This is a genomic window from Aeromonas sp. 11P (assembly GCF_051920165.1).
Taxonomy (GTDB): Bacteria; Pseudomonadota; Gammaproteobacteria; order Enterobacterales; family Aeromonadaceae; genus Aeromonas; species Aeromonas veronii.
Genome location: NZ_JBQBDJ010000004.1, coordinates 2,528,070 through 2,545,000, shown reverse-complemented (window position 1 = coordinate 2,545,000; position 16,931 = coordinate 2,528,070). Strand labels below are relative to the sequence as shown.

Sequence of the window (16,931 nt, the reverse complement as noted above, 5' to 3'; positions counted from 1 at the left end):
GATCGAAGCCCCGGTAAACGGCGGCCGTAACTATAACGGTCCTAAGGTAGCGAAATTCCTTGTCGGGTAAGTTCCGACCTGCACGAATGGTGTAACCATGGCCATGCTGTCTCCACCCGAGACTCAGTGAAATCGAATTCGCCGTGAAGATGCGGTGTACCCGCGGCTAGACGGAAAGACCCCGTGAACCTTTACTACAGCTTGGCACTGAACATTGAACCTACATGTGTAGGATAGGTGGGAGGCTTTGAAGGCGTGACGCCAGTTGCGCTGGAGCCGTCCTTGAAATACCACCCTTGTATGTTTGATGTTCTAACGCAGGGCCCTGAATCGGGCTCGCGGACAGTGCCTGGTGGGTAGTTTGACTGGGGCGGTCTCCTCCCAAAGAGTAACGGAGGAGCACGAAGGTTGGCTAATCCTGGTCGGACATCAGGAGGTTAGTGCAATGGCATAAGCCAGCTTAACTGCGAGACGGACAGGTCGAGCAGGTACGAAAGTAGGTCATAGTGATCCGGTGGTTCTGAATGGAAGGGCCATCGCTCAACGGATAAAAGGTACTCCGGGGATAACAGGCTGATACCGCCCAAGAGTTCATATCGACGGCGGTGTTTGGCACCTCGATGTCGGCTCATCACATCCTGGGGCTGAAGTCGGTCCCAAGGGTATGGCTGTTCGCCATTTAAAGTGGTACGCGAGCTGGGTTCAGAACGTCGTGAGACAGTTCGGTCCCTATCTGCCGTGGGCGTTGGATGATTGAAGGGAGTTGCTCCTAGTACGAGAGGACCGGAGTGAACGAACCTCTGGTGTTCGGGTTGTCACGCCAGTGGCACTGCCCGGTAGCTAAGTTCGGAATCGATAACCGCTGAAAGCATCTAAGCGGGAAGCGAGCCCTGAGATGAGTCATCCCTGACCCCTTGAGGGTCCTAAAGGGCCGTTGGAGACCACAACGTTGATAGGCGGGGTGTGTAAGTGCAGCGATGCATTGAGCTAACCCGTACTAATTACCCGTGAGGCTTAACCATACAACACCCAAGAAGTGTTCTGGGCCTTGTAGCGAATGAACGAATTACTTACATCAGCTTTCACAGATTGAAGAATTTGCCTGGCGGCCATAGCGCCGTGGAACCACCTGATCCCATGCCGAACTCAGAAGTGAAACGCGGTAGCGCCGATGGTAGTGTGGCATTCGCCATGCGAGAGTAGGACACTGCCAGGCACCCAATTAAACAGCGATGTGAAGAATCACGTCACTGGCTGCGAGGATGACACCTCAACGAAGCGGCACAAGATTTAGCGCAAGCTAACCGAATGCGGAGCGGTAGTTCAGTCGGTTAGAATACCGGCCTGTCACGCCGGGGGTCGCGGGTTCGAGTCCCGTCCGCTCCGCCACTAATTTGAAGGCCTTCCCGACAGGGAAGGCCTTTTTGCTATGTGCCGTTTTTAAGTCTTGGTTTTATCATCTTGGGCCAAAAAGCCCTCACTCCTTGCTGTTTTGTCTATAAATGCCACCTTTTTCTGGTCGTTCCTCAACCATTTTCCGCTCTGCTATCGGTCAAGACTGGTATCTGTCGGGGGCAGGGTGCTGGTGTGCTTCATACTTTCCCCTCCTTCATCTGGGCATCGCCCCGCTGGATTAATGTGTGTACCACAAACAAAGAGGCCTTCCCGTCGGGAAGGCCTCTTTGCTTTATCTATCAGGTGATTACCATCACTCGGTTGATTTATCAGGGCTTCTATTTCCTGCCAATGCTAAGGCCAAGCTTGATGGAGAGGGCTGCCAGTAGCAGCAGCATCATGATCAGGGAGAAGAAGTTGCTGCCAAGCTCCGGGTATTGCACCTTGAGTAGCGCGGAGTGGCCGAAGGCACCGATAAAGAAGCAGAGCAGGGTGCAGATGGGGGTATTACCCACCATGGGTTCATGGCGATAGTGCTGGAAAAGCTGATAGGCTGCCAGCCAGAGTGCAATCAGCGGGAAGAAGGAGAAGGGCACGACCGAGTTGGTCAGCACGGCCAGCGAGGCATCGCCACAGATACCAATCAGCATAGCCATGGCGAGCGGTTTTTTCGGGATCATAAGCTGTTCAGTCATATCGTTCTCCATCCTGGGGTCATGGGTGAGGTTCACGGCGCTTCTGGTTCTGTACCTCGGCGCCCATGGCGATCATCCGCAGTTGGCGAATTGTTCGGTCGGAGAGTGCCCGGCACTCTTCGCTGGTCATGTCGAGCGCATCGGCACCGGCACTGAATACGATGGTGACCATGGCTTCAGCCTGGATGTAGGCATCTTCCCGTGGCGCTTCGGTGGTGGCTTCCAGATAATCGGTCAGCTCGGCGATGAAGTGCTGGATCTCGCGAGCTACCGCCTGACGAAAGGCGGCCGAGGTGCCGGAGCGTTCCCGCAGCAGCAGCCGAAAGATATTGGGGTTGTTCTCTACGAACTCCATAAAGGTCTGCACCGAGGTGCTGATGACACTGCCGCCACCGGCAATGCGCTGGCGTGCCTGGCGCATCAGTTGGCGCAGGGTAAGACCCCCTTCGTCAACCAGGGTCAGGCCCAGCTCTTCCATATCGCGAAAGTGGCGATAGAAAGAGGTGGGGGCGATACCCGCTTCACGAGCGACTTCCCGCAGGCTGAGATTGGAGAAACTCCGGTTGGCACACAGTTGGCTGAATGCAGCATCGATCAATGTACGCCGGGTTTTTTCTTTTTGTTGAGCGCGAATACCCACAGAATCAGTCACCTTCAGCTTATCGAGGCCAAATGATAACCCGAAGGCGCCTCAGGATCAGGTTTGTATCCTACTTTTTTACCATTGACCGTGAGGAAATCGCCATGGAAAATGGTGAACAGCTGTTCGCTGAAAGGATGCAATGAGATGGCCAGACCCCCGATTATTTTGACCAATACCCTGCTGTTCTCCCTCTCCGGGATAGTGGCGTTGATTGTCGTACCCTGGTATGGCATGAGCCACGGTTACGATCTCTGGCAGTGGGCCAGTTTCCTGTTGTTGTTCTGCCTGAGTGGTCTCTCCATCACCGCAGGCTATCACCGGCTCTGGTCGCACAAGGCCTATAAGGCGCACCCCGCTTTACAGTGGTTGTTTGCCATCGGCGGCGCGTTGGCGCTACAGAATTCGGCCCTGCACTGGTCGGCCGATCATCGCCGTCATCATCGCCATGTGGATGACAATGAAAAAGACCCCTATAGCGCGGGGCGCGGTTTCTGGTACTCCCACATCGGCTGGATGTTGCGGGAGCATCAGGGAGATCGCTATGGCGATTACAGCAATGTGCGCGATCTGCAGAACAATACTGTGGTCGCGTTTCAGCATCGTCACTATCTGGTGCTGGTGCTGGCGACCAATCTGGGTCTGCCGCTGCTGCTCGGCCTGTGGCACGGGGACTTGCTCGGCATGCTGCTGTTGGCGGGCGTGCTGAGAATGGTGATGACTCACCACACCACCTTCTTCATCAACTCGCTGGCCCATATCTGGGGCAGTCAGCCCTATACCGACCGCAATACCGCTCGCGATAACGGCATCCTGGCCTTTTTCACCTTTGGCGAGGGGTATCACAACTTTCACCACCTGTTCGAGAATGACTACCGCAACGGCATTCACTGGTGGCAGTTCGATCCGACCAAGTGGTTGATCCGGCTCGCCTCCTGGTGTGGTCTGGCGGGGGATCTCAGATCCTCGCCGGAGGAGCGTATCGAACAAGCTCGACTGCAGATGCAACTGAAACGGGCACAAGCCAAGTTGCGCAAGCAGGAAGATCGCGAGCTGTGGCAGGCGCTGTTGCAGGAGGAGTACGACAAGCTGAGTCAGCAGCTACAACACTATTACGCCAGTCGCAAGCGGCTGCTGGAGCTGCGCAAGCGCAAGGCGCTGGCGCGCTATGACCGCCTCAAGCTGCAACTGGAGTACCGGGCCATGCGTGACGGCTTCATCGCTGGTAAACGCAACTGGAGTCGTTTGCTGGCAGGCATTGCATGATGCCTTGCCGGTGTCAAACAGACTAAAAGAGAAGACCGCCAGCTGGCGGTCTTCTCTTTTATGATTCAACTCAAGCTAGTTGGCTTGGCTCTGTTGTTGATGCAACTGATCCAGTGCCTGTTGCTCCTGCTGGCTGAGACCGAGCTGTTCGCAGGCCTGCTCAAAGCTGATCCCCAGATGGCGCATCATGATATCCAATAACGGGAGGGCTTAGTTGGCTTGGCTCTGCTGTTGCTGCAACTGATCCAGTGCCTGTTGCTCCTGCTGGCTGAGACCGAGCTGTTCGCAGGCCTGCTCAAAGCTGATCCCCAGATGGCACATCATGATATCGATGGCGGGCAGATAGTTTTTCATAGCTTCTTCCATGGTGATCCTCCAGACCCGTCACTTATGCCCTGAACCACTCGGGGCGGCAATTAGACTTTAGGCTTAGTCTGTCCATTTGATAAGCACCCCTGCCACTGGGGGAGGGAATTTGTTACCCTGCATCATGATAAAAACGGTTGCCGTATGACTGCGAGCAACAGGTGAGGAGCAGGGCATGTTATTGAGTTTCTTGATCATCGCTTCAGGTTGGTGGCACATCCGTGCTGCCTACGGTTCAGACAGCCGCCAGTTCTATATCAGCAAGCCGCTGACCATGCTGCTTATCATCGCGTTGGCGTTCGGCTATCAGAGTTATGACCACGATGGTTCCCACGCCTGGATCCTGCTCGGCCTCTGCCTCTCGCTGGCGGGCGATGTGCTGCTGATGCTGCCAAGCGATCGCTTCATTCAGGGGTTAGCGGCGTTTTTTGTCGCGCATCTCTGCTATATCGTCGGTTTTGCCCAGGGGCCGTTGTTGCTCAATCTGGTGGATGGTTTGCTGCTGTTGCTGATCGCCGGCATGGTCTTTGGCCTGCTGTGGGGCAAGCTGGGGGAGATGCGGATCCCGGTCTTCTGCTACATGCTGGTGATCATCGGCATGGCATGGGTGGCCGCCGGTGCCTGGCACGCCTCTCTCACTGCCGGTTCTGCCGCCGCTTTGGTGGGGGCACTGATGTTCCTCTTCTCCGACAGCATGCTGGCGCTCGATCGCTTCCGCCGCCCCTTTCCCCACGCCCGCGCCTGGGTGATGAGTAGCTACTTCGCTGCGCAATTCCTGATTGCAGGGTCGCTGGCGGGATAACGCCTTCTGGTTGAGTGCAGGTAACAGATAACGAAAAACGGGCCTTGGCCCGTTTTTCGTTTTATGCCCGGCGGTTTTTCACGCCTCTAGCGGTTCGGCATCCGCTGCCCGTGGGGCGGGGGATTTGAGCAACAACATCAGGCAGCTGGCGATCAGCAGGAAGATCCCCATGATGTAGAACACCTGATTGTAGGCCATGATGGCCGCCTCCCGGTTGATGGTATTGGCCAGCATGGCGTGGGCTTGCTGCTGGGCTATCTCGGGGCCTGAACCCTGCGCCATCATGCTCTGGGCCAGCTGCAGCAGATAGTTTTGCCCCTCGATACTGCTGGCGGCCAGAGTGCTGCCAATTTGCAGCACATGGGTGCGGGTATCGTTGTCGAGCAGGGTCGCGATGATGGCGATACCGAACGCACCACCCAGGTTGCGCAGCACGTTGAGCAGGGTCGAGGAGGAGGGGATCTCGTCGTGGCTCAGGCTGGCGGTGGCGACCAGGGAGAGCGGCACCATGATGAAGGGCTGCCCCAGCGCCCGCACGATGAGCGACTGGATCAGCTGCGGACCGGCGTAGTCGGCACTCATGTTGACGTTCATAAAGCAGCTGACGGCGAAGATCAGGAAGCCGAAGCTCACCAGATAGCGCGGGTCTATCTTGTGGGTCAGCCTGGGCACCAGCGGTAGCACCAGCAGTTGCGGCAGCCCCATCCACATCAGTACCTCGCCGATCTCCAGCGCGTTGTAGTTGTGGATCTGGGTCATATAGAGCGGCAACACATAGATGGAGCCCATCAACGCCATGCCGAGGATCAGATAGGCGAAGCAGGCCAGCGCGAAGCGCGGGTTGTGCAGCAGCCGCAGATTGACCAGCGGGTGACGGCGGATCAGCTGGCTGATGACAAAGAACACCAGCGCCACCGCCGAAATGACTGCCAGTCGCACGATGAAGCTTGAGCCGAACCAGTCCTCCCGATTGCCCTCCTCCAGTACCACCTCCAGCAGGCCGAGCCCGAGCGCCATGGTGACGATACCGATGAGATCCACCCGCTTGATCACGGCCCAGTCCACCGGCTTTTTATCCAGCCCGTGAGCCAGCATGGCCATCACCAGCAGTCCCGGCGGCACGTTGAGATAGAAGATGTAGTGCCACGACATCTGCTCGGTGAGCCAGCCGCCGAGGGTCGGGCCGATGGCGGGGGCGAAGGTGGCGCAGAGGCCAAACAGCGCCATGCCGGTGGCCCGCTTCTGTAGCGGCAACAGGGTGACGATGAGGGAGAAGGCCATCGGGATCAGCGCCCCGCCGGTGAAGCCCTGCAGCGCCCGGAAGACGATCATGCTGGTGAGGTTCCAGCTGAACGAGCAGAGCACGGAGGCGACGATAAAGGCGCCGGTGGTCCATAGCAGGTAGCGGCGCATGCTCAGCCCTCGGCTCAACCAGCCGCTCAGGGGGATGGCGATCATCTCCGCCACCAGATAGGAGGTGGAGATCCAGGAGCTTTCGCTCAGGGTGGCTGACAGGGCTCCCTGAATATCCTTCAGGGAGGCATTGGTGATCTGGATATCGAGGATGGCCATGAAGGCGCCGATAAGGCCCCCCATGACCGCGATCCAGTTGCGACGTGGAATGGGTTCCATCAGTTGGCAGCCACCACGGGATCAGGAGCGCGAGTATCCACGATCACTTCGGTGGAGAGACCCGGCAGCAGCTTGCCTGCCAGCGGGCCTGGCTCGGGAATGCGGATCTTCACCGGTACCCGCTGCACGATTTTGGTGAAGTTGCCGGTGGCATTCTCCGGCGGCAGCAGGGCGAACTTGGCACCGGTCGCCGGGGCTAGGCTGTCGATGATCCCCTCGACCGGTTGATCCGGGTAGGCATCGAGTACCACTTCGACCTTCTGGCCCGGTTGCATATGGGCGAGCTGGGTCTCCTTGAAGTTGGCCTCGACCCATACCTGCTGCAGTGGCACCAGGCTGGCGACCTGCATGCCGGACTGGACGTAGAGCCCTTCCCGCAGGCTGCGCTTGCCGATGATGCCATCGGCCGGTGCCCGCAGTTCGGTGTAGCCGAGCTCCAGCTTGGCCTGCTCCAGCTGTGCTTCGCTCAATGCCAGCTTGGCTAGATTCTGTTTGCGCTCGGCATCCAGTACCAGCAGTCGCTCACGGGCCGCTTGCAGGGCGGCTTGGGCCTCCCGGGCTTGCGCCTGATTGACCTGCAGGCCGGCACGTACCTCGTCCAGACTGTCTTGCGAGCTGTAGTGGCGCTGGTTGAGCTGACTGATCCGGTTGACCTGCTGGCTGGCACGCAGCTGTTCGGCATTGGCGGAGGCGACCTTGGCCTCGGCCTGCTGGATCAGGCTCAGTTGTTGGGTGCGGGTGGCGGCCAGATTTTCGGCCGTCGCCTGATTGAGGCGCAGGTCGGCTTCGGCCTCCGCGACCCTGGTTTTGTATTCGCGATCATCGAGACGGGCGATCAGCTGGCCCGCTTTGACCGGCTGGTTGTCGGTGACCAGCACTTCGCGGATATAACCGGGTAGCTTGGAGCTGATCCCGGTCACTTCACTTTGCAGATAGGCGTTGTCGGTGCTTTCAAAATAGCGGCCGTGAAGATACCAGTAACCGGCGAACAGCAGACCGAGCAGCGCCAATATCATGGTTGCCAGCAGGGGAATTTTTTTGTGTTGACTCATTTTTGTGATTCCTGAACTTAAGGGGCGCAGGCTAACACTGGTCAACTGTTTCGATTAGTATTGGTTCACGAGATATACAGTTTCACTGGTGCAACAATGGATCTCAATGCCGCGTTAATTCTGGTGCGTATCGTCGACAAGGGCTCGTTTACGGGGGCTGCCCGCGAGCTGGGGATGACCAAGGCAATGGTCAGCCGCCGCATCGCCGAGCTTGAACAGCGGCTCGGAGTGCGGCTGCTCTATCGCTCAACCCGTCAGCTCACTTTGACCGAGGAGGGGGAGAAGTACTACCTGCACTGCAGCAAGGCGGTCGATGCCCTGACCGAAGCCGAGCTGATGCTGAGTGCCAGCCAGCAGGAGGTGACCGGCATCCTCAAACTGGCGGTGCCTATCGAGACGGGGCAACTGGTGGTTGGGCGCTTGGTCGCCAAGTTTTTGCAGGCCTATCCCGCCCTGCAGGTGGAGCTGGAGCTGACCAACCGGGTGGTGGACCCCATCAGTGAAGGGTTGGATGCGGTGGTGCGGATTGGCGACATGAGCGACTCCAATCTGGCGGCGCGCCGACTCTGGAGCACCGGAAGGCTGCTCTGTGCCAGTCCTGCCTATCTGGAGCGTAGTCCGGTTATCAAGCGGCCGGAGGATCTGGCCAACCACGAGCGGGTGACGGTGAGCAGCGGGTTTCTCGCCTCTCACTGGTGTTTCGAGCTGGATGGCAGAGAGGTGCTGGTTGACCCCCCATCCCGTTTTCGGGTCAATAATATTACCTGTGCCCGGGAGGCGGCGAAGGCGGGGCTGGGGTTGGCCTCGTTACCCGCTATGCTCTGTCAGGATGAGCTGGCCAGCGGCGAGCTGGTGATCCTGCTGCCAGAGTGGCAGCAACCCAGGGTGCCGATTTATTTGCTGTTTCCGGAGCGGCGGCTGATGCCGCGCAAGTTGCGGGCATTCATCGATTTCATGATTGAGAACGGCGCCGAGTTTGGCATCGACAAGTTGTTGTAAGGGGAGCTATGGATAACTGGATCAATCTCTATCGCGCCTCACACACCCTGGAGGCGCACGCGTTGAAAGGGGCGCTGGAGGCGGAAGGGGTGCTGGTGCGCCTCAATGGCGAGGGGCTGTCAGGCGCCCTTGGCGAACTGCCTGTCGACATGTTGCAGGTGACCCTGATGGTGCGGGCCGAGGATCGCAGCAAGGCAGGACGGGTCATCGAGCGTTACCAGCAGCGTCAGGGTAACGGCTGGCTGTGCGGCCAGTGCGGGGAGGAGAACGGCGCCAACTTCGACGTCTGCTGGCGCTGTCATCACGATCCCCACGACAGCTGAGCTTTCTTCCGCTAGCGCGGCGGGAACTCGATATCTTCCCCCGCGCTGGCATCATGATAGATCGCCAGATCCAGCTCGTTTTCGCTGCGGGCGATCAGCACCGACACCAGAATATCCCCCGATACATTGACCGTGGTGCGCGCCATGTCGAGGATCCGGTCAATGCCTGCAATCAGTGCCACGCCTTCTAGCGGCAGACCGACCGCCGTCAGGGTCAGGGTCAGCAGCATCAGCCCGGTGCCCGGGGTGCCTGCGGTGCCGATACTGGCCAGGGTGGCGATGCTGATGATGGTCAGGTAATCGACCATGTGCAGGTCCACCCCGAATGCCTGAGCTACGAACAGCGCGGTGACTCCTTGATAGAGGGCGGTGCCATCCATGTTGATGGTGGCGCCGATGGGCAGCACCTTGGCGGTGATGGCGGGTGAGACTCCCAGCCGCTTCTCGGCGCAGGCCAGACTGATGGGCAGGGTAGAGCTGCTGGAGCTGCTGGTGAAGGCCACCGCCTGAGCATCGACGATGCTCTTGAAGTAGTGCAGTGGATTGAGCCGTGCCAGCAAGAGCAGCAGGGTGCTATAGACCCCGAGCACGTGCAGCAGGCAGCCGAGGTAGACGGCGCCGATCACCTTGAGCAGCGGCAGCAGCAGGTCGAGACCGTACTTGCCGGTCATCCAGGCCATCAGGGCGCAGACACCGTAAGGGGCGAGCGCCATCACCATCTGGGTCAGCTTGAACATCCCCTCGGCCAGCGAGGTGAAGAAGAGGATGGCGGGGCGGCCACGGCGACCGCTGGCATTGAGGGCGACCGCCAGCGCCACCGCAAAGACAATTACTTGCAGGATCTTGCCATCCACCATCGCCTGTACCGGGTTGCTCGGCACCAGATGGCTCAGCACGCTGGCCAGGGTGGGTGGTTCCGACATACCGACCCGCTCATAGGGGCCCATGTCGGCACCCATGCCGGGTTCCAGCAGCCAGCCCATCATCAGGCCGATGCAGATGGCGATGGCGGTCGAGCAGAAGTAGAGGCAGATCGCCTTGCTGCCGATGCGATCGAGGGCCTTGCCCTTGAGCAGCGAGGTGAGACCGGCGATGACCGAGCAGAAGATAAGGGGCACCATCAGCATCTGGATGGTGTTGACGAACAAGACGCCAAGGGGCTTGAGCAGCAGGGCTTGCTCTTCAAAACCGACGCCCAGACCCACCCCTGTCAGCATGCCGATCAGGGTCTTGAGCCAGAGTGGTCGGCGGGTCCAGATCTGCCAGGGCTTGAGAGCCTCTCCATGGAACAGCATGACGCCAATATCCTTATACATTGTCTGCGATGGCCAAAAAGGGGCGCCAGTGTAGCGATCCCTAACGCGGGTTGCCACATTATCGACAAAGCGGTGGCGGTGACCACTCCCCTGACCAGGTAATGCGCAATTTATTGGCCTATATCAAGATCCCTCCGGGCGGGGAGATATTTAATTGGCATTAAATATGTTCATTATTGAGGTGAGAGATGTCGCAATCGGTTCATGGTCACGAAGTGATGGAGATGATGTTGGCACAAGGGGGGCAATTTACCCGTGCCAGCCTGAAACAGGCGATGGCCGAGCGGTTCGGTGCCGAGGCCCGTTTTCATACCTGCAGCGCCAGCGAGATGGATGCGGAAGCGCTGATCGACTTTCTGGCTGCTCGCGGCAAATTCATCGACTCGGCCGAGGGTTTCCAGACCCGTGCCGACAAGATCTGCAACCACGGTTAATCCCGCTGCGAGCGCATCATGGCGCTCGCTCAATTCTTCGCCCTTTGCTATATTTCGCCCCCTCTCTTTTCCCTATTCAGGGCGTAGCCCGGGCGTTGTATGGATACTTTCTCTGCCGCAGTCATGCTGTTTCTGATCATGGACCCGCTGGGCAACCTGCCGGTCTTCCTCTCTATCCTGCGTCATATCGATCCCAAGCGACGTCGCAAGGTGATGGTGCGCGAGCTGCTCTTCTCGCTGGCCATCATGATGCTGTTCTTGTTCGTCGGTCAGCAGATCCTCGGCTTCCTCAACCTGCGGCAGGAGGCGGTCAGCATTGCGGGGGGCATTATCCTGTTCCTGATCGCCATCAAGATGATCTTCCCGAGTGAAGGGGGCGTGACCGGGCTGGCGGCGGGCGAGGAGCCCTTCCTGGTGCCGATGGCGATCCCGATGATTGCCGGCCCCTCGATCCTCGCCTCCTTGATGCTGCTGGCCAATCAGGAGCCCAGTCGGATGGTGGACTGGTCGCTGGCGCTCTTTATGGCCTGGGCCGCCAGCGCGGTGATCCTGATGTTCTACGAGGTATTCAACAAGCTGCTGGGTGAGCGGGGACTCACTGCGGTGGAGCGGCTAATGGGCATGCTGCTGGTGATGATCTCGGTGCAGATGCTGCTTGATGGCGTACATCACTATCTGGCAGTGACCGGCCAGGGCTGATCTGTGTGCACGCCGAAATAAATGAAACGGGGCTACGCAGAGCCCCGTTTTTTGTGCCGCCGAGTAGGTGTGCCGTTACCCGTGTGTGGTCGCTGCGGGTTCCAGTTTGCTCATGATGAGGGAGAGCAACAGCTCCCGCAGCCAGCTGTGACCCGGATCTTCGCTGTGACGCTGATGCCAGATCAGCAGATGGGAGATGCTGTCCAGCCCGATGGGCAGCGGCAGTTGCAACAGCGGATAGACCTGGGTGGCGTGGCGGGCGTAGAGCTTGGAGAGCGTCACTATCATGTCGGAGTGCATCCCCATCCGCAGCGCCGCCTCGAAGGAGGGCACGGTCGCCTCGATACGTCGGTAGAGATCCTGCTCCGCCAGCTTGTGATCCAGCATCCAGCGATCCCGCCCCTCGCAGTAAGTCTGCACATGGGGATAACTGAGGTAGTGCTCCAGATTCCAGTTGGGCTCCCGCAGCGCAGGGTGGTGCTGCTGCACCAGACAGGTGAGATCATCGACCGCCAGCACTCGCTGACAGATGCTGTCGGGCAGGGTGTCGAGCCGGTAATCGGAGCTGATGCAGTTCTCCCGCACCGCGAAGGCGATGTCCACCTGTCCCTGACTCATCTCGGTCAGACTGTTTTCGGTCCACTCCTCGTAGCGCAAGCGGATCCTTGGTGCCTGCCGCTTCAGCTCGCTCAGGTAGAGCGGGGCAAACAGGGTAAAGGCGCTGTCCATGCTAGCGATGACGAACTCCCGCTCCGAGCTGGCGGGGTCAAACTCGGGCGGCTGGATCAGGTTATCCAGCGACAGCAGGATGGGTTGCAACTGCTGTTGCAGCGCAAGGGCGCGGCCGGTGGGTTCCAGCCCGTAGGCAGAGCGGATAAAGAGGGGATCATTGAAGGTATCGCGCAGACGGCCGAGGGCTTTACTGACCGCGGACTGGCTCAGATGAAGGCGGCGTGCCGCCTTGCTGCCGTTGCGCTCTTCCAGCAGCACCTGCAGGATAATCAGCAAATTGAGGTCGATGCGACCCAGTTGTTCCAGCAGCATGATATGAATCCTCTTCAATTCTAAGATGAATTTATACCATTTGTTTTCATATCTTGGCGATCTTATCCTCGAATGGTCTCAGGTTCGCATGAACCACTGGTACAGGATGTAGCGGTTGAGGGGACATGTAGCACAATCAATATGGCGACCTCAGGGTCGCCCTATTTTTTGGCTATGATTTATTTGCTCACTTGCACCTGCCTTGATTTTGCCCAACAATCCCTGCGCTCTATTTTGATACAAGTAACAGATATCTCTTTGTGAGGGAGTATCCCTATGGGACTCGGTGGAATTCATATCTGGCATATGTTGATCCTCTTGCTGGTCGTTGTGCTGGTCTTCGGCAGCAAGCGTCTTGCCGGTGCAGGTGAGGATCTGGGTACCGCCATCAAAGATTTTCGCAAGGCGATGCGTGACGACGCAAATCATCCGAAATAAGCAGTAGGAGTAGAAAATGTCTGTAGACGAGAAAGTTGAACTGAACGAAACCTGTGACAGCTGCGGCTGTTTTGCCGAGATCGGCACCATCATCGGCGAAGGCGACGATGTGATGGATCTGGTTATTGAAGCCGCGGCCGAGGCTGATGCCCGCGCCAAGCTGGCTGCCTATGAAGCACTGGCCAAGCAGATCACTGCCGAAGCTCAAGTGAGCAGCGAACTGACCCATGGCGCCAACGGCGTGATCCTGAAAGCCCGCCTGCAATTCACCTGCACTGCCGAAAAACTGATTTTCGAAATGCGGGCCCGCTCTATCTGAGTTGTCTGATGACGCGGCAGGTTTGCCTGCCGTGTTGACCCTTCTGCTGTGGGTCTGCGTTCTATAGTTACTCTATCCCACAGACGTTTTTGCCCGGCGCGAGTCGGCCAACAGAAGGCGTAAACATCATGACGCAGCGATGGATCTCTGCCCCCAATCCCACCCTCTATCGTGATCCGTGCTACCAACAGGCAGCAGGCGTGACCTCTGCACAGGGGCAGCCATCGTGATGCGACGCTGGATCTGGGCTCTGCTGGCCCTCTGTTGTTTTCCCCTGCTGGCGGCAGAACTCAAGCCACAGCGTCTGCCCCAACCCGGGGACCTCGAAAGCATTCTGCAAAAGCGCGAACTCAGGGCTCTGGTGGTCTATGAGCGCGGCTTCTATTTTCTCGATCGCGGCGCCCAGTACGGCATTCTGGTCAATCAGCTGCAAGGGTTCGAACGCTGGCTGAACAAGACCTATCTCGCCAAAGAGAAGGTCAAACTCAAGGTGGTCTACATCCCGGTGCGTCAGGACAAGCTGCTGGACTATCTGACCGAGGGGCGCGGCGATCTGGTTGCGGCGACCATGACGGTGACCCCGACCCGGCGTGAACAGGTGGCCTTCTCCCGGCCGCTCATCTCTTCCATCGAGGAGTGGGTGGTGAGCCAGAACAGCCTGCCCGCCTTCAACCGCATTACCCAGCTCTCCGGCAGGCGGGTCTGGGTGCGCGCCAGCTCCAGCTACTACGAGAGTCTGCGTCAGCTCAACTGGCTGTTTCGTGAGCTGGGGCTGCCCCCCGTCTATATCGAGACGGTGCCCGAATACCTGCAGGATGGCGATCTGCTGGAGATGGTTGCCGCCGGCATTATTCCCCTGACGGTGACCGACAGCTACAAGGGGCGGATCTGGCTGGGTGGCATGATCTCCGGCCTCAAGGCTCACAAGTTGATCCCCCTGCGCAGCAACGGCACCAGCGCCTGGGCGCTGCGCAAGAACAGCCCCGAGCTGCTCAAGGCGGTCAATGGCTATCTGGCGAGTGTCAGCCGCAACAGCCTTTACAGTGACATGACCCTGCGCCGGTTGCTGGTTCGCAGCGATCAGATGAGCAATATCCTGGCACCGGATCCCATGGGGCGTCTCGCAACCATTCGCAAGGTGCTGGAGAAGTACGCCAATCAATACGATCTCGACTGGCTGATGCTGGCGGCGCTTGGCTACAAGGAGTCCGGCCTCAATCCCAAGGCGCGTTCGCCCAAGGGGGCCGTGGGTCTCATGCAACTGCTGCCCAGTACGGGGCGGGAAGTCGGCATCAACGGCGCCAGACTCACCACGCTGGAGGGAAATGTGGAGGCTGCCTGCCGCTACATGCGGTTGATCCTCGATACCTACTTCAATGATCCCAAGCTGGATCGGCTCAACCGCCACTTGTTTGCCCTCGCCGCCTACAACGCCGGGCCGAACCGGGTGCAGGCGCTGCGAGGCAAGGCGGAGAAGCTGGGGTTCGATCCCAACGTCTGGTTCGGCAACGTGGATCAGCTGGTGGCCAACGAAGTCGGACAGGGGCCGATCAACTATGTTGGCACCATCTACAAGTACTACGTGGCCTATCGTTTCAGCCTGCCCCAGCTCGAGGGCAAGGCTGCCGCTATCGAAGCGGCTCAGCCCTGAGCCGGTTGACCGGCAGGGTCGCCTGCACGGTCGGCAACTGCCAGCCACCGTCCCTGTGTTGCAAAAACCAGTGGGCGGGGCCGGTGGCCGGGATGAGATCTGGCTGGCTGAGCTGGCCCAGATAGCGCAACATCGGGGTATCATGCAGTTCCATCAGCAACTCCTTTTGAATATGTGAAGAGGCTCGCCAGCGTTATGACACCCGGCCATGACAGCAGGATGACACCATGATCCCCGGATCCTTTGCCCTGATCGATGATCCCCTGCTGGCGCTCAAGGTGCGCTGTCACTGGATCCGTCATGCCCGCGAGCGGATCCAGGCGCAGTACTACAGCTGGGAGGAGGACAGCAGCGGCAAGCTGCTGCTGAGCGAGCTGCTTCACGCCGCCCGGCGTGGCGTCAAGGTGCAGCTGCTGGTGGATGATCTCTATGCCGGTGACAACCGCTTTCTGGAGATGGTGGCTCACTACCCCGGGATCGAGGTGCGGCTGTTCAACCCCTTCTGGCTGCGGGGCTGGCGCCCGCTGGCATTGTTTCTGGAGGGGCTGCTCAGCTTTCGCCGCATCAACCACAGGATGCACAACAAACTGCTGCTGGTGGATGGCAAGCTGGCGCTGATCGGCGGGCGCAACATCGGCGATCGCTACTTCGGTCTGGATCCGAAGGCCCCCTTCGTGGATCTCGATCTCGCCTGTCAGGGGGGGCTGTGCCAGCAGATGGCGCAGGGGTTCGAGCAGTTCTGGCACAGCCGCTGGAGTCACCCCATCCGCCATCTGCTGCGCCGCGAGCTGCTGCCCGCCGAAATAGAGGTGGTCAACGACTTCCTGTTCACCATGACGGATCCGACGGTGGCGACGGTCTACGATCTGCCTGTGGCGCTGTTTGACGAGAGCGATTTGCCGCTGCAGTGGCATGAGGGGTGGGCCGAGGTGTGGTTCGACCGTCCCGGCAAGGGGCTGATCTCCCGCCCCACCACCGCCCGTCAGCTGTGGCGCCAGTTGGCTGACAATCCTGGCTCGCTGGGGTTGGTGACCCCTTACCTCATCCTGACCCGCGGGTTTCGGCACCGTCTGGCGCGGCTGCGCCAGCAGGGAGTCGCCATCGACATTCTCACCAACTCGCTGGCTAGCACCGATGTGCCGCTGGTCTATGGCGCCTATCAGCGCTATCTCGGCTGGTTGCAGCGCCGCGGGATCCGGGTTGCCGAGTTTGATCATGGTCACGGCAGCCTGCACGCCAAGCTGATCCTGCTGGGGCAGGAGCGGGCACTGTTTGGCAGCCTCAACCTCGATCCCCGCTCGCTGTTTCTCAATACCGAGCTGATGTTGCATCTGCACTGCCCGCCGATCTGCGAGGCGCTGCGAACGTGGCTGGCTCGCTGGCAGGAGCAGGCCGATGGATCGCCGCGCAAGCCCGATGGGTGGCCAAGGCGGCTAATGGCCCGCCTGAGCGACTGGTTGCCACTGCGGCGTTGGCTGTGAGGCGGCCATTTTTTGTGCGAGATCTCGCAAAGCCTTGTAAGCCATTGCTGATGTCCTTTGCGGGTGAATAACCATGCATGAATATATCTTGCTGTTTTATAACAATTTAGTGGTGATGATAAGGCTGTTTTTTGTACTCAGATGTGAATGGAATTAGCATAAAAACGTTTTTTATTTTGTTTTTATGCGTAATATTTCAGTTGCAAGGACAAACACGGTGGCTTGTCTGCCGTGTGGACGAAGGTTGTAATGGGTAGCTGGCCAGTTGCATCGCTGCAATTGGCGCGCACTTAAGATGGGTCGCGAACTATCGGAAAGTGGAACAGAGACCCGGTGTGGCCGGACTCCAATATGGAACATGCTATTTGCGAGGGGGTGA

18 protein-coding genes, 1 tRNA gene and 2 rRNA genes (1 of these 21 only partly in view) are annotated in these 16,931 nt (G+C 58.9%); 13 read left to right on the top strand and 8 right to left on the bottom strand.

Features of this window, described 5'->3' with window-relative positions; genetic code table 11:
• The 3 genes from ACTG1P_RS11700 to ACTG1P_RS11690 all read left to right on the top strand — a co-directional run.
• Positions 1 to 1,022, top strand: a 23S ribosomal RNA gene (locus ACTG1P_RS11700) (it extends 1,868 nt beyond the left edge of the window).
• Positions 1,023 to 1,101: 79 nt separating this feature from the next.
• A 5S ribosomal RNA gene (gene rrf / locus ACTG1P_RS11695) occupies positions 1,102 to 1,216 on the top strand.
• Between the two features lie 96 nt (positions 1,217 to 1,312).
• Positions 1,313 to 1,389 (top strand) — tRNA-Asp (locus ACTG1P_RS11690).
• Between the two features lie 344 nt (positions 1,390 to 1,733).
• Here the strand turns inward: ACTG1P_RS11690 and ACTG1P_RS11685 are convergent.
• Positions 1,734 to 2,090: a YijD family membrane protein gene (locus ACTG1P_RS11685; RefSeq protein WP_184236199.1), complete on the bottom strand. Its 357-nt coding sequence runs from the start codon at positions 2,088 to 2,090 to the stop codon at positions 1,734 to 1,736.
• A gap of 19 nt (positions 2,091 to 2,109) precedes the next feature.
• Positions 2,110 to 2,730, bottom strand: coding sequence for an HTH-type transcriptional repressor FabR (gene fabR / locus ACTG1P_RS11680; protein WP_005339921.1), 621 nt, complete (start codon positions 2,728 to 2,730; stop codon positions 2,110 to 2,112).
• A 147-nt stretch (positions 2,731 to 2,877) separates the two neighbouring features.
• On the opposite strand from fabR, the gene ACTG1P_RS11675 reads away from it, so the two are divergent.
• Positions 2,878 to 3,996 (top strand): fatty acid desaturase, encoded by a 1,119-nt coding sequence (locus ACTG1P_RS11675; protein WP_440001346.1) that lies wholly within the window; start codon positions 2,878 to 2,880, stop codon positions 3,994 to 3,996.
• A gap of 210 nt (positions 3,997 to 4,206) precedes the next feature.
• Here the strand turns inward: ACTG1P_RS11675 and ACTG1P_RS11670 are convergent, their stop codons facing one another.
• A complete protein-coding gene (locus ACTG1P_RS11670) occupies positions 4,207 to 4,350 on the bottom strand; it encodes a hypothetical protein (protein ID WP_162182404.1) in 144 nt (47 codons plus the stop codon).
• Between the two features lie 187 nt (positions 4,351 to 4,537).
• On the opposite strand from ACTG1P_RS11670, the gene ACTG1P_RS11665 reads away from it, so the two are divergent.
• A complete protein-coding gene (locus ACTG1P_RS11665; protein ID WP_115544282.1) occupies positions 4,538 to 5,164 on the top strand; it encodes a lysoplasmalogenase in 627 nt (208 codons plus the stop codon).
• A gap of 78 nt (positions 5,165 to 5,242) precedes the next feature.
• Here the strand turns inward: ACTG1P_RS11665 and ACTG1P_RS11660 are convergent, their stop codons facing one another.
• Together ACTG1P_RS11660 and ACTG1P_RS11655 are read right to left on the bottom strand one after the other, a co-directional pair.
• Positions 5,243 to 6,796 carry a DHA2 family efflux MFS transporter permease subunit gene (locus tag ACTG1P_RS11660; RefSeq protein ID WP_440001345.1) on the bottom strand — a complete coding sequence of 518 codons (1,554 nt, stop codon included), beginning with the start codon at positions 6,794 to 6,796 and terminating at the stop codon, positions 5,243 to 5,245.
• The gene (locus ACTG1P_RS11655) at positions 6,796 to 7,848 is read right to left on the bottom strand and encodes an HlyD family secretion protein (protein WP_440001344.1); all 1,053 of its coding nucleotides are present in this window, start codon (positions 7,846 to 7,848) and stop codon (positions 6,796 to 6,798) included. The genes ACTG1P_RS11660 and ACTG1P_RS11655 overlap by 1 nt, the downstream gene beginning before the upstream one ends.
• Before the next feature lie 96 nt (positions 7,849 to 7,944).
• Here ACTG1P_RS11655 and ACTG1P_RS11650 point away from each other — a divergent pair, with 96 nt between their 5' ends.
• On the top strand, positions 7,945 to 8,847 hold the full coding sequence (locus tag ACTG1P_RS11650; RefSeq protein WP_440001343.1) for a LysR family transcriptional regulator: 903 nt from the start codon (positions 7,945 to 7,947) through the stop codon (positions 8,845 to 8,847).
• A gap of 8 nt (positions 8,848 to 8,855) precedes the next feature.
• Positions 8,856 to 9,170, top strand: coding sequence for a putative signal transducing protein (locus ACTG1P_RS11645; RefSeq protein WP_005339933.1), 315 nt, complete (start codon positions 8,856 to 8,858; stop codon positions 9,168 to 9,170).
• A gap of 11 nt (positions 9,171 to 9,181) precedes the next feature.
• Here the strand turns inward: ACTG1P_RS11645 and ACTG1P_RS11640 are convergent, their stop codons facing one another.
• Positions 9,182 to 10,465, bottom strand: coding sequence for a dicarboxylate/amino acid:cation symporter (locus ACTG1P_RS11640; RefSeq protein WP_440001342.1), 1,284 nt, complete (start codon positions 10,463 to 10,465; stop codon positions 9,182 to 9,184).
• A 209-nt stretch (positions 10,466 to 10,674) separates the two neighbouring features.
• Between ACTG1P_RS11640 and ACTG1P_RS11635 the strand changes: the two genes are divergently transcribed.
• Together ACTG1P_RS11635 and ACTG1P_RS11630 are read left to right on the top strand one after the other, a co-directional pair.
• Positions 10,675 to 10,920: a YecH family metal-binding protein gene (locus ACTG1P_RS11635; RefSeq protein ID WP_005357633.1), complete on the top strand. Its 246-nt coding sequence runs from the start codon at positions 10,675 to 10,677 to the stop codon at positions 10,918 to 10,920.
• A gap of 99 nt (positions 10,921 to 11,019) precedes the next feature.
• Complete coding sequence (locus ACTG1P_RS11630; protein WP_040069536.1) at positions 11,020 to 11,619, top strand: YhgN family NAAT transporter; 600 nt, start codon at positions 11,020 to 11,022, stop codon at positions 11,617 to 11,619.
• A 75-nt stretch (positions 11,620 to 11,694) separates the two neighbouring features.
• On the opposite strand, the gene ACTG1P_RS11625 is transcribed toward ACTG1P_RS11630, so the two are convergent.
• Positions 11,695 to 12,663, bottom strand: a complete 969-nt coding sequence (locus ACTG1P_RS11625; RefSeq protein ID WP_440001341.1) for a LysR substrate-binding domain-containing protein — start codon at positions 12,661 to 12,663, stop codon at positions 11,695 to 11,697.
• A 276-nt stretch (positions 12,664 to 12,939) separates the two neighbouring features.
• Between ACTG1P_RS11625 and tatA the strand changes: the two genes are divergently transcribed.
• The 3 genes from tatA to ACTG1P_RS11610 all read left to right on the top strand — a co-directional run bounded on the left by tatA (position 12,940) and on the right by ACTG1P_RS11610 (position 15,071).
• A complete protein-coding gene (gene tatA, locus ACTG1P_RS11620; RefSeq protein ID WP_042057064.1) occupies positions 12,940 to 13,101 on the top strand; it encodes a twin-arginine translocase TatA/TatE family subunit in 162 nt (53 codons plus the stop codon).
• A gap of 16 nt (positions 13,102 to 13,117) precedes the next feature.
• A complete protein-coding gene (locus ACTG1P_RS11615) occupies positions 13,118 to 13,420 on the top strand; it encodes a YfcZ/YiiS family protein (protein ID WP_440001340.1) in 303 nt (100 codons plus the stop codon).
• A 229-nt stretch (positions 13,421 to 13,649) separates the two neighbouring features.
• A complete protein-coding gene (locus ACTG1P_RS11610; RefSeq protein WP_440001339.1) occupies positions 13,650 to 15,071 on the top strand; it encodes a transglycosylase SLT domain-containing protein in 1,422 nt (473 codons plus the stop codon).
• Here the strand turns inward: ACTG1P_RS11610 and ACTG1P_RS11605 are convergent.
• On the bottom strand, positions 15,049 to 15,225 hold the full coding sequence (locus ACTG1P_RS11605) for a hypothetical protein (RefSeq protein ID WP_005339947.1): 177 nt from the start codon (positions 15,223 to 15,225) through the stop codon (positions 15,049 to 15,051). The genes ACTG1P_RS11610 and ACTG1P_RS11605 overlap by 23 nt on opposite strands.
• Positions 15,226 to 15,298: 73 nt before the next feature.
• Here ACTG1P_RS11605 and ACTG1P_RS11600 point away from each other — a divergent pair, with 73 nt between their 5' ends.
• Positions 15,299 to 16,552: a phospholipase D-like domain-containing protein gene (locus ACTG1P_RS11600; protein WP_440001338.1), complete on the top strand. Its 1,254-nt coding sequence runs from the start codon at positions 15,299 to 15,301 to the stop codon at positions 16,550 to 16,552.
• Positions 16,553 to 16,931: the final 379 nt, after the last annotated feature.

Bases quoted from the DNA above. Each gene is read 5' to 3' on its own strand.
- ACTG1P_RS11600 (WP_440001338.1), top strand. From the start codon at position 15,299: ATGATCCCCGGATCCTTTGCCCTGATCGATGATCCCCTGCTGGCGCTC.
- ACTG1P_RS11665 (WP_115544282.1), top strand. From the start codon at position 4,538: ATGTTATTGAGTTTCTTGATCATCGCTTCAGGTTGGTGGCACATCCGT.
- ACTG1P_RS11615 (WP_440001340.1), top strand. From the start codon at position 13,118: ATGTCTGTAGACGAGAAAGTTGAACTGAACGAAACCTGTGACAGCTGC.
- ACTG1P_RS11675 (WP_440001346.1), top strand. From the start codon at position 2,878: ATGGCCAGACCCCCGATTATTTTGACCAATACCCTGCTGTTCTCCCTC.
- ACTG1P_RS11655 (WP_440001344.1), bottom strand. From the start codon at position 7,848: ATGAGTCAACACAAAAAAATTCCCCTGCTGGCAACCATGATATTGGCG.
- ACTG1P_RS11660 (WP_440001345.1), bottom strand. From the start codon at position 6,796: ATGGAACCCATTCCACGTCGCAACTGGATCGCGGTCATGGGGGGCCTT.
- ACTG1P_RS11650 (WP_440001343.1), top strand. From the start codon at position 7,945: ATGGATCTCAATGCCGCGTTAATTCTGGTGCGTATCGTCGACAAGGGC.
- ACTG1P_RS11625 (WP_440001341.1), bottom strand. From the start codon at position 12,663: ATGCTGCTGGAACAACTGGGTCGCATCGACCTCAATTTGCTGATTATC.
- ACTG1P_RS11670 (WP_162182404.1), bottom strand. From the start codon at position 4,350: ATGAAAAACTATCTGCCCGCCATCGATATCATGATGTGCCATCTGGGG.
- ACTG1P_RS11630 (WP_040069536.1), top strand. From the start codon at position 11,020: ATGGATACTTTCTCTGCCGCAGTCATGCTGTTTCTGATCATGGACCCG.
- ACTG1P_RS11635 (WP_005357633.1), top strand. From the start codon at position 10,675: ATGTCGCAATCGGTTCATGGTCACGAAGTGATGGAGATGATGTTGGCA.
- ACTG1P_RS11610 (WP_440001339.1), top strand. From the start codon at position 13,650: ATGCGACGCTGGATCTGGGCTCTGCTGGCCCTCTGTTGTTTTCCCCTG.
- ACTG1P_RS11640 (WP_440001342.1), bottom strand. From the start codon at position 10,465: ATGCTGTTCCATGGAGAGGCTCTCAAGCCCTGGCAGATCTGGACCCGC.
- ACTG1P_RS11605 (WP_005339947.1), bottom strand. From the start codon at position 15,225: ATGGAACTGCATGATACCCCGATGTTGCGCTATCTGGGCCAGCTCAGC.
- tatA (WP_042057064.1), top strand. From the start codon at position 12,940: ATGGGACTCGGTGGAATTCATATCTGGCATATGTTGATCCTCTTGCTG.
- ACTG1P_RS11685 (WP_184236199.1), bottom strand. From the start codon at position 2,090: ATGACTGAACAGCTTATGATCCCGAAAAAACCGCTCGCCATGGCTATG.
- ACTG1P_RS11645 (WP_005339933.1), top strand. From the start codon at position 8,856: ATGGATAACTGGATCAATCTCTATCGCGCCTCACACACCCTGGAGGCG.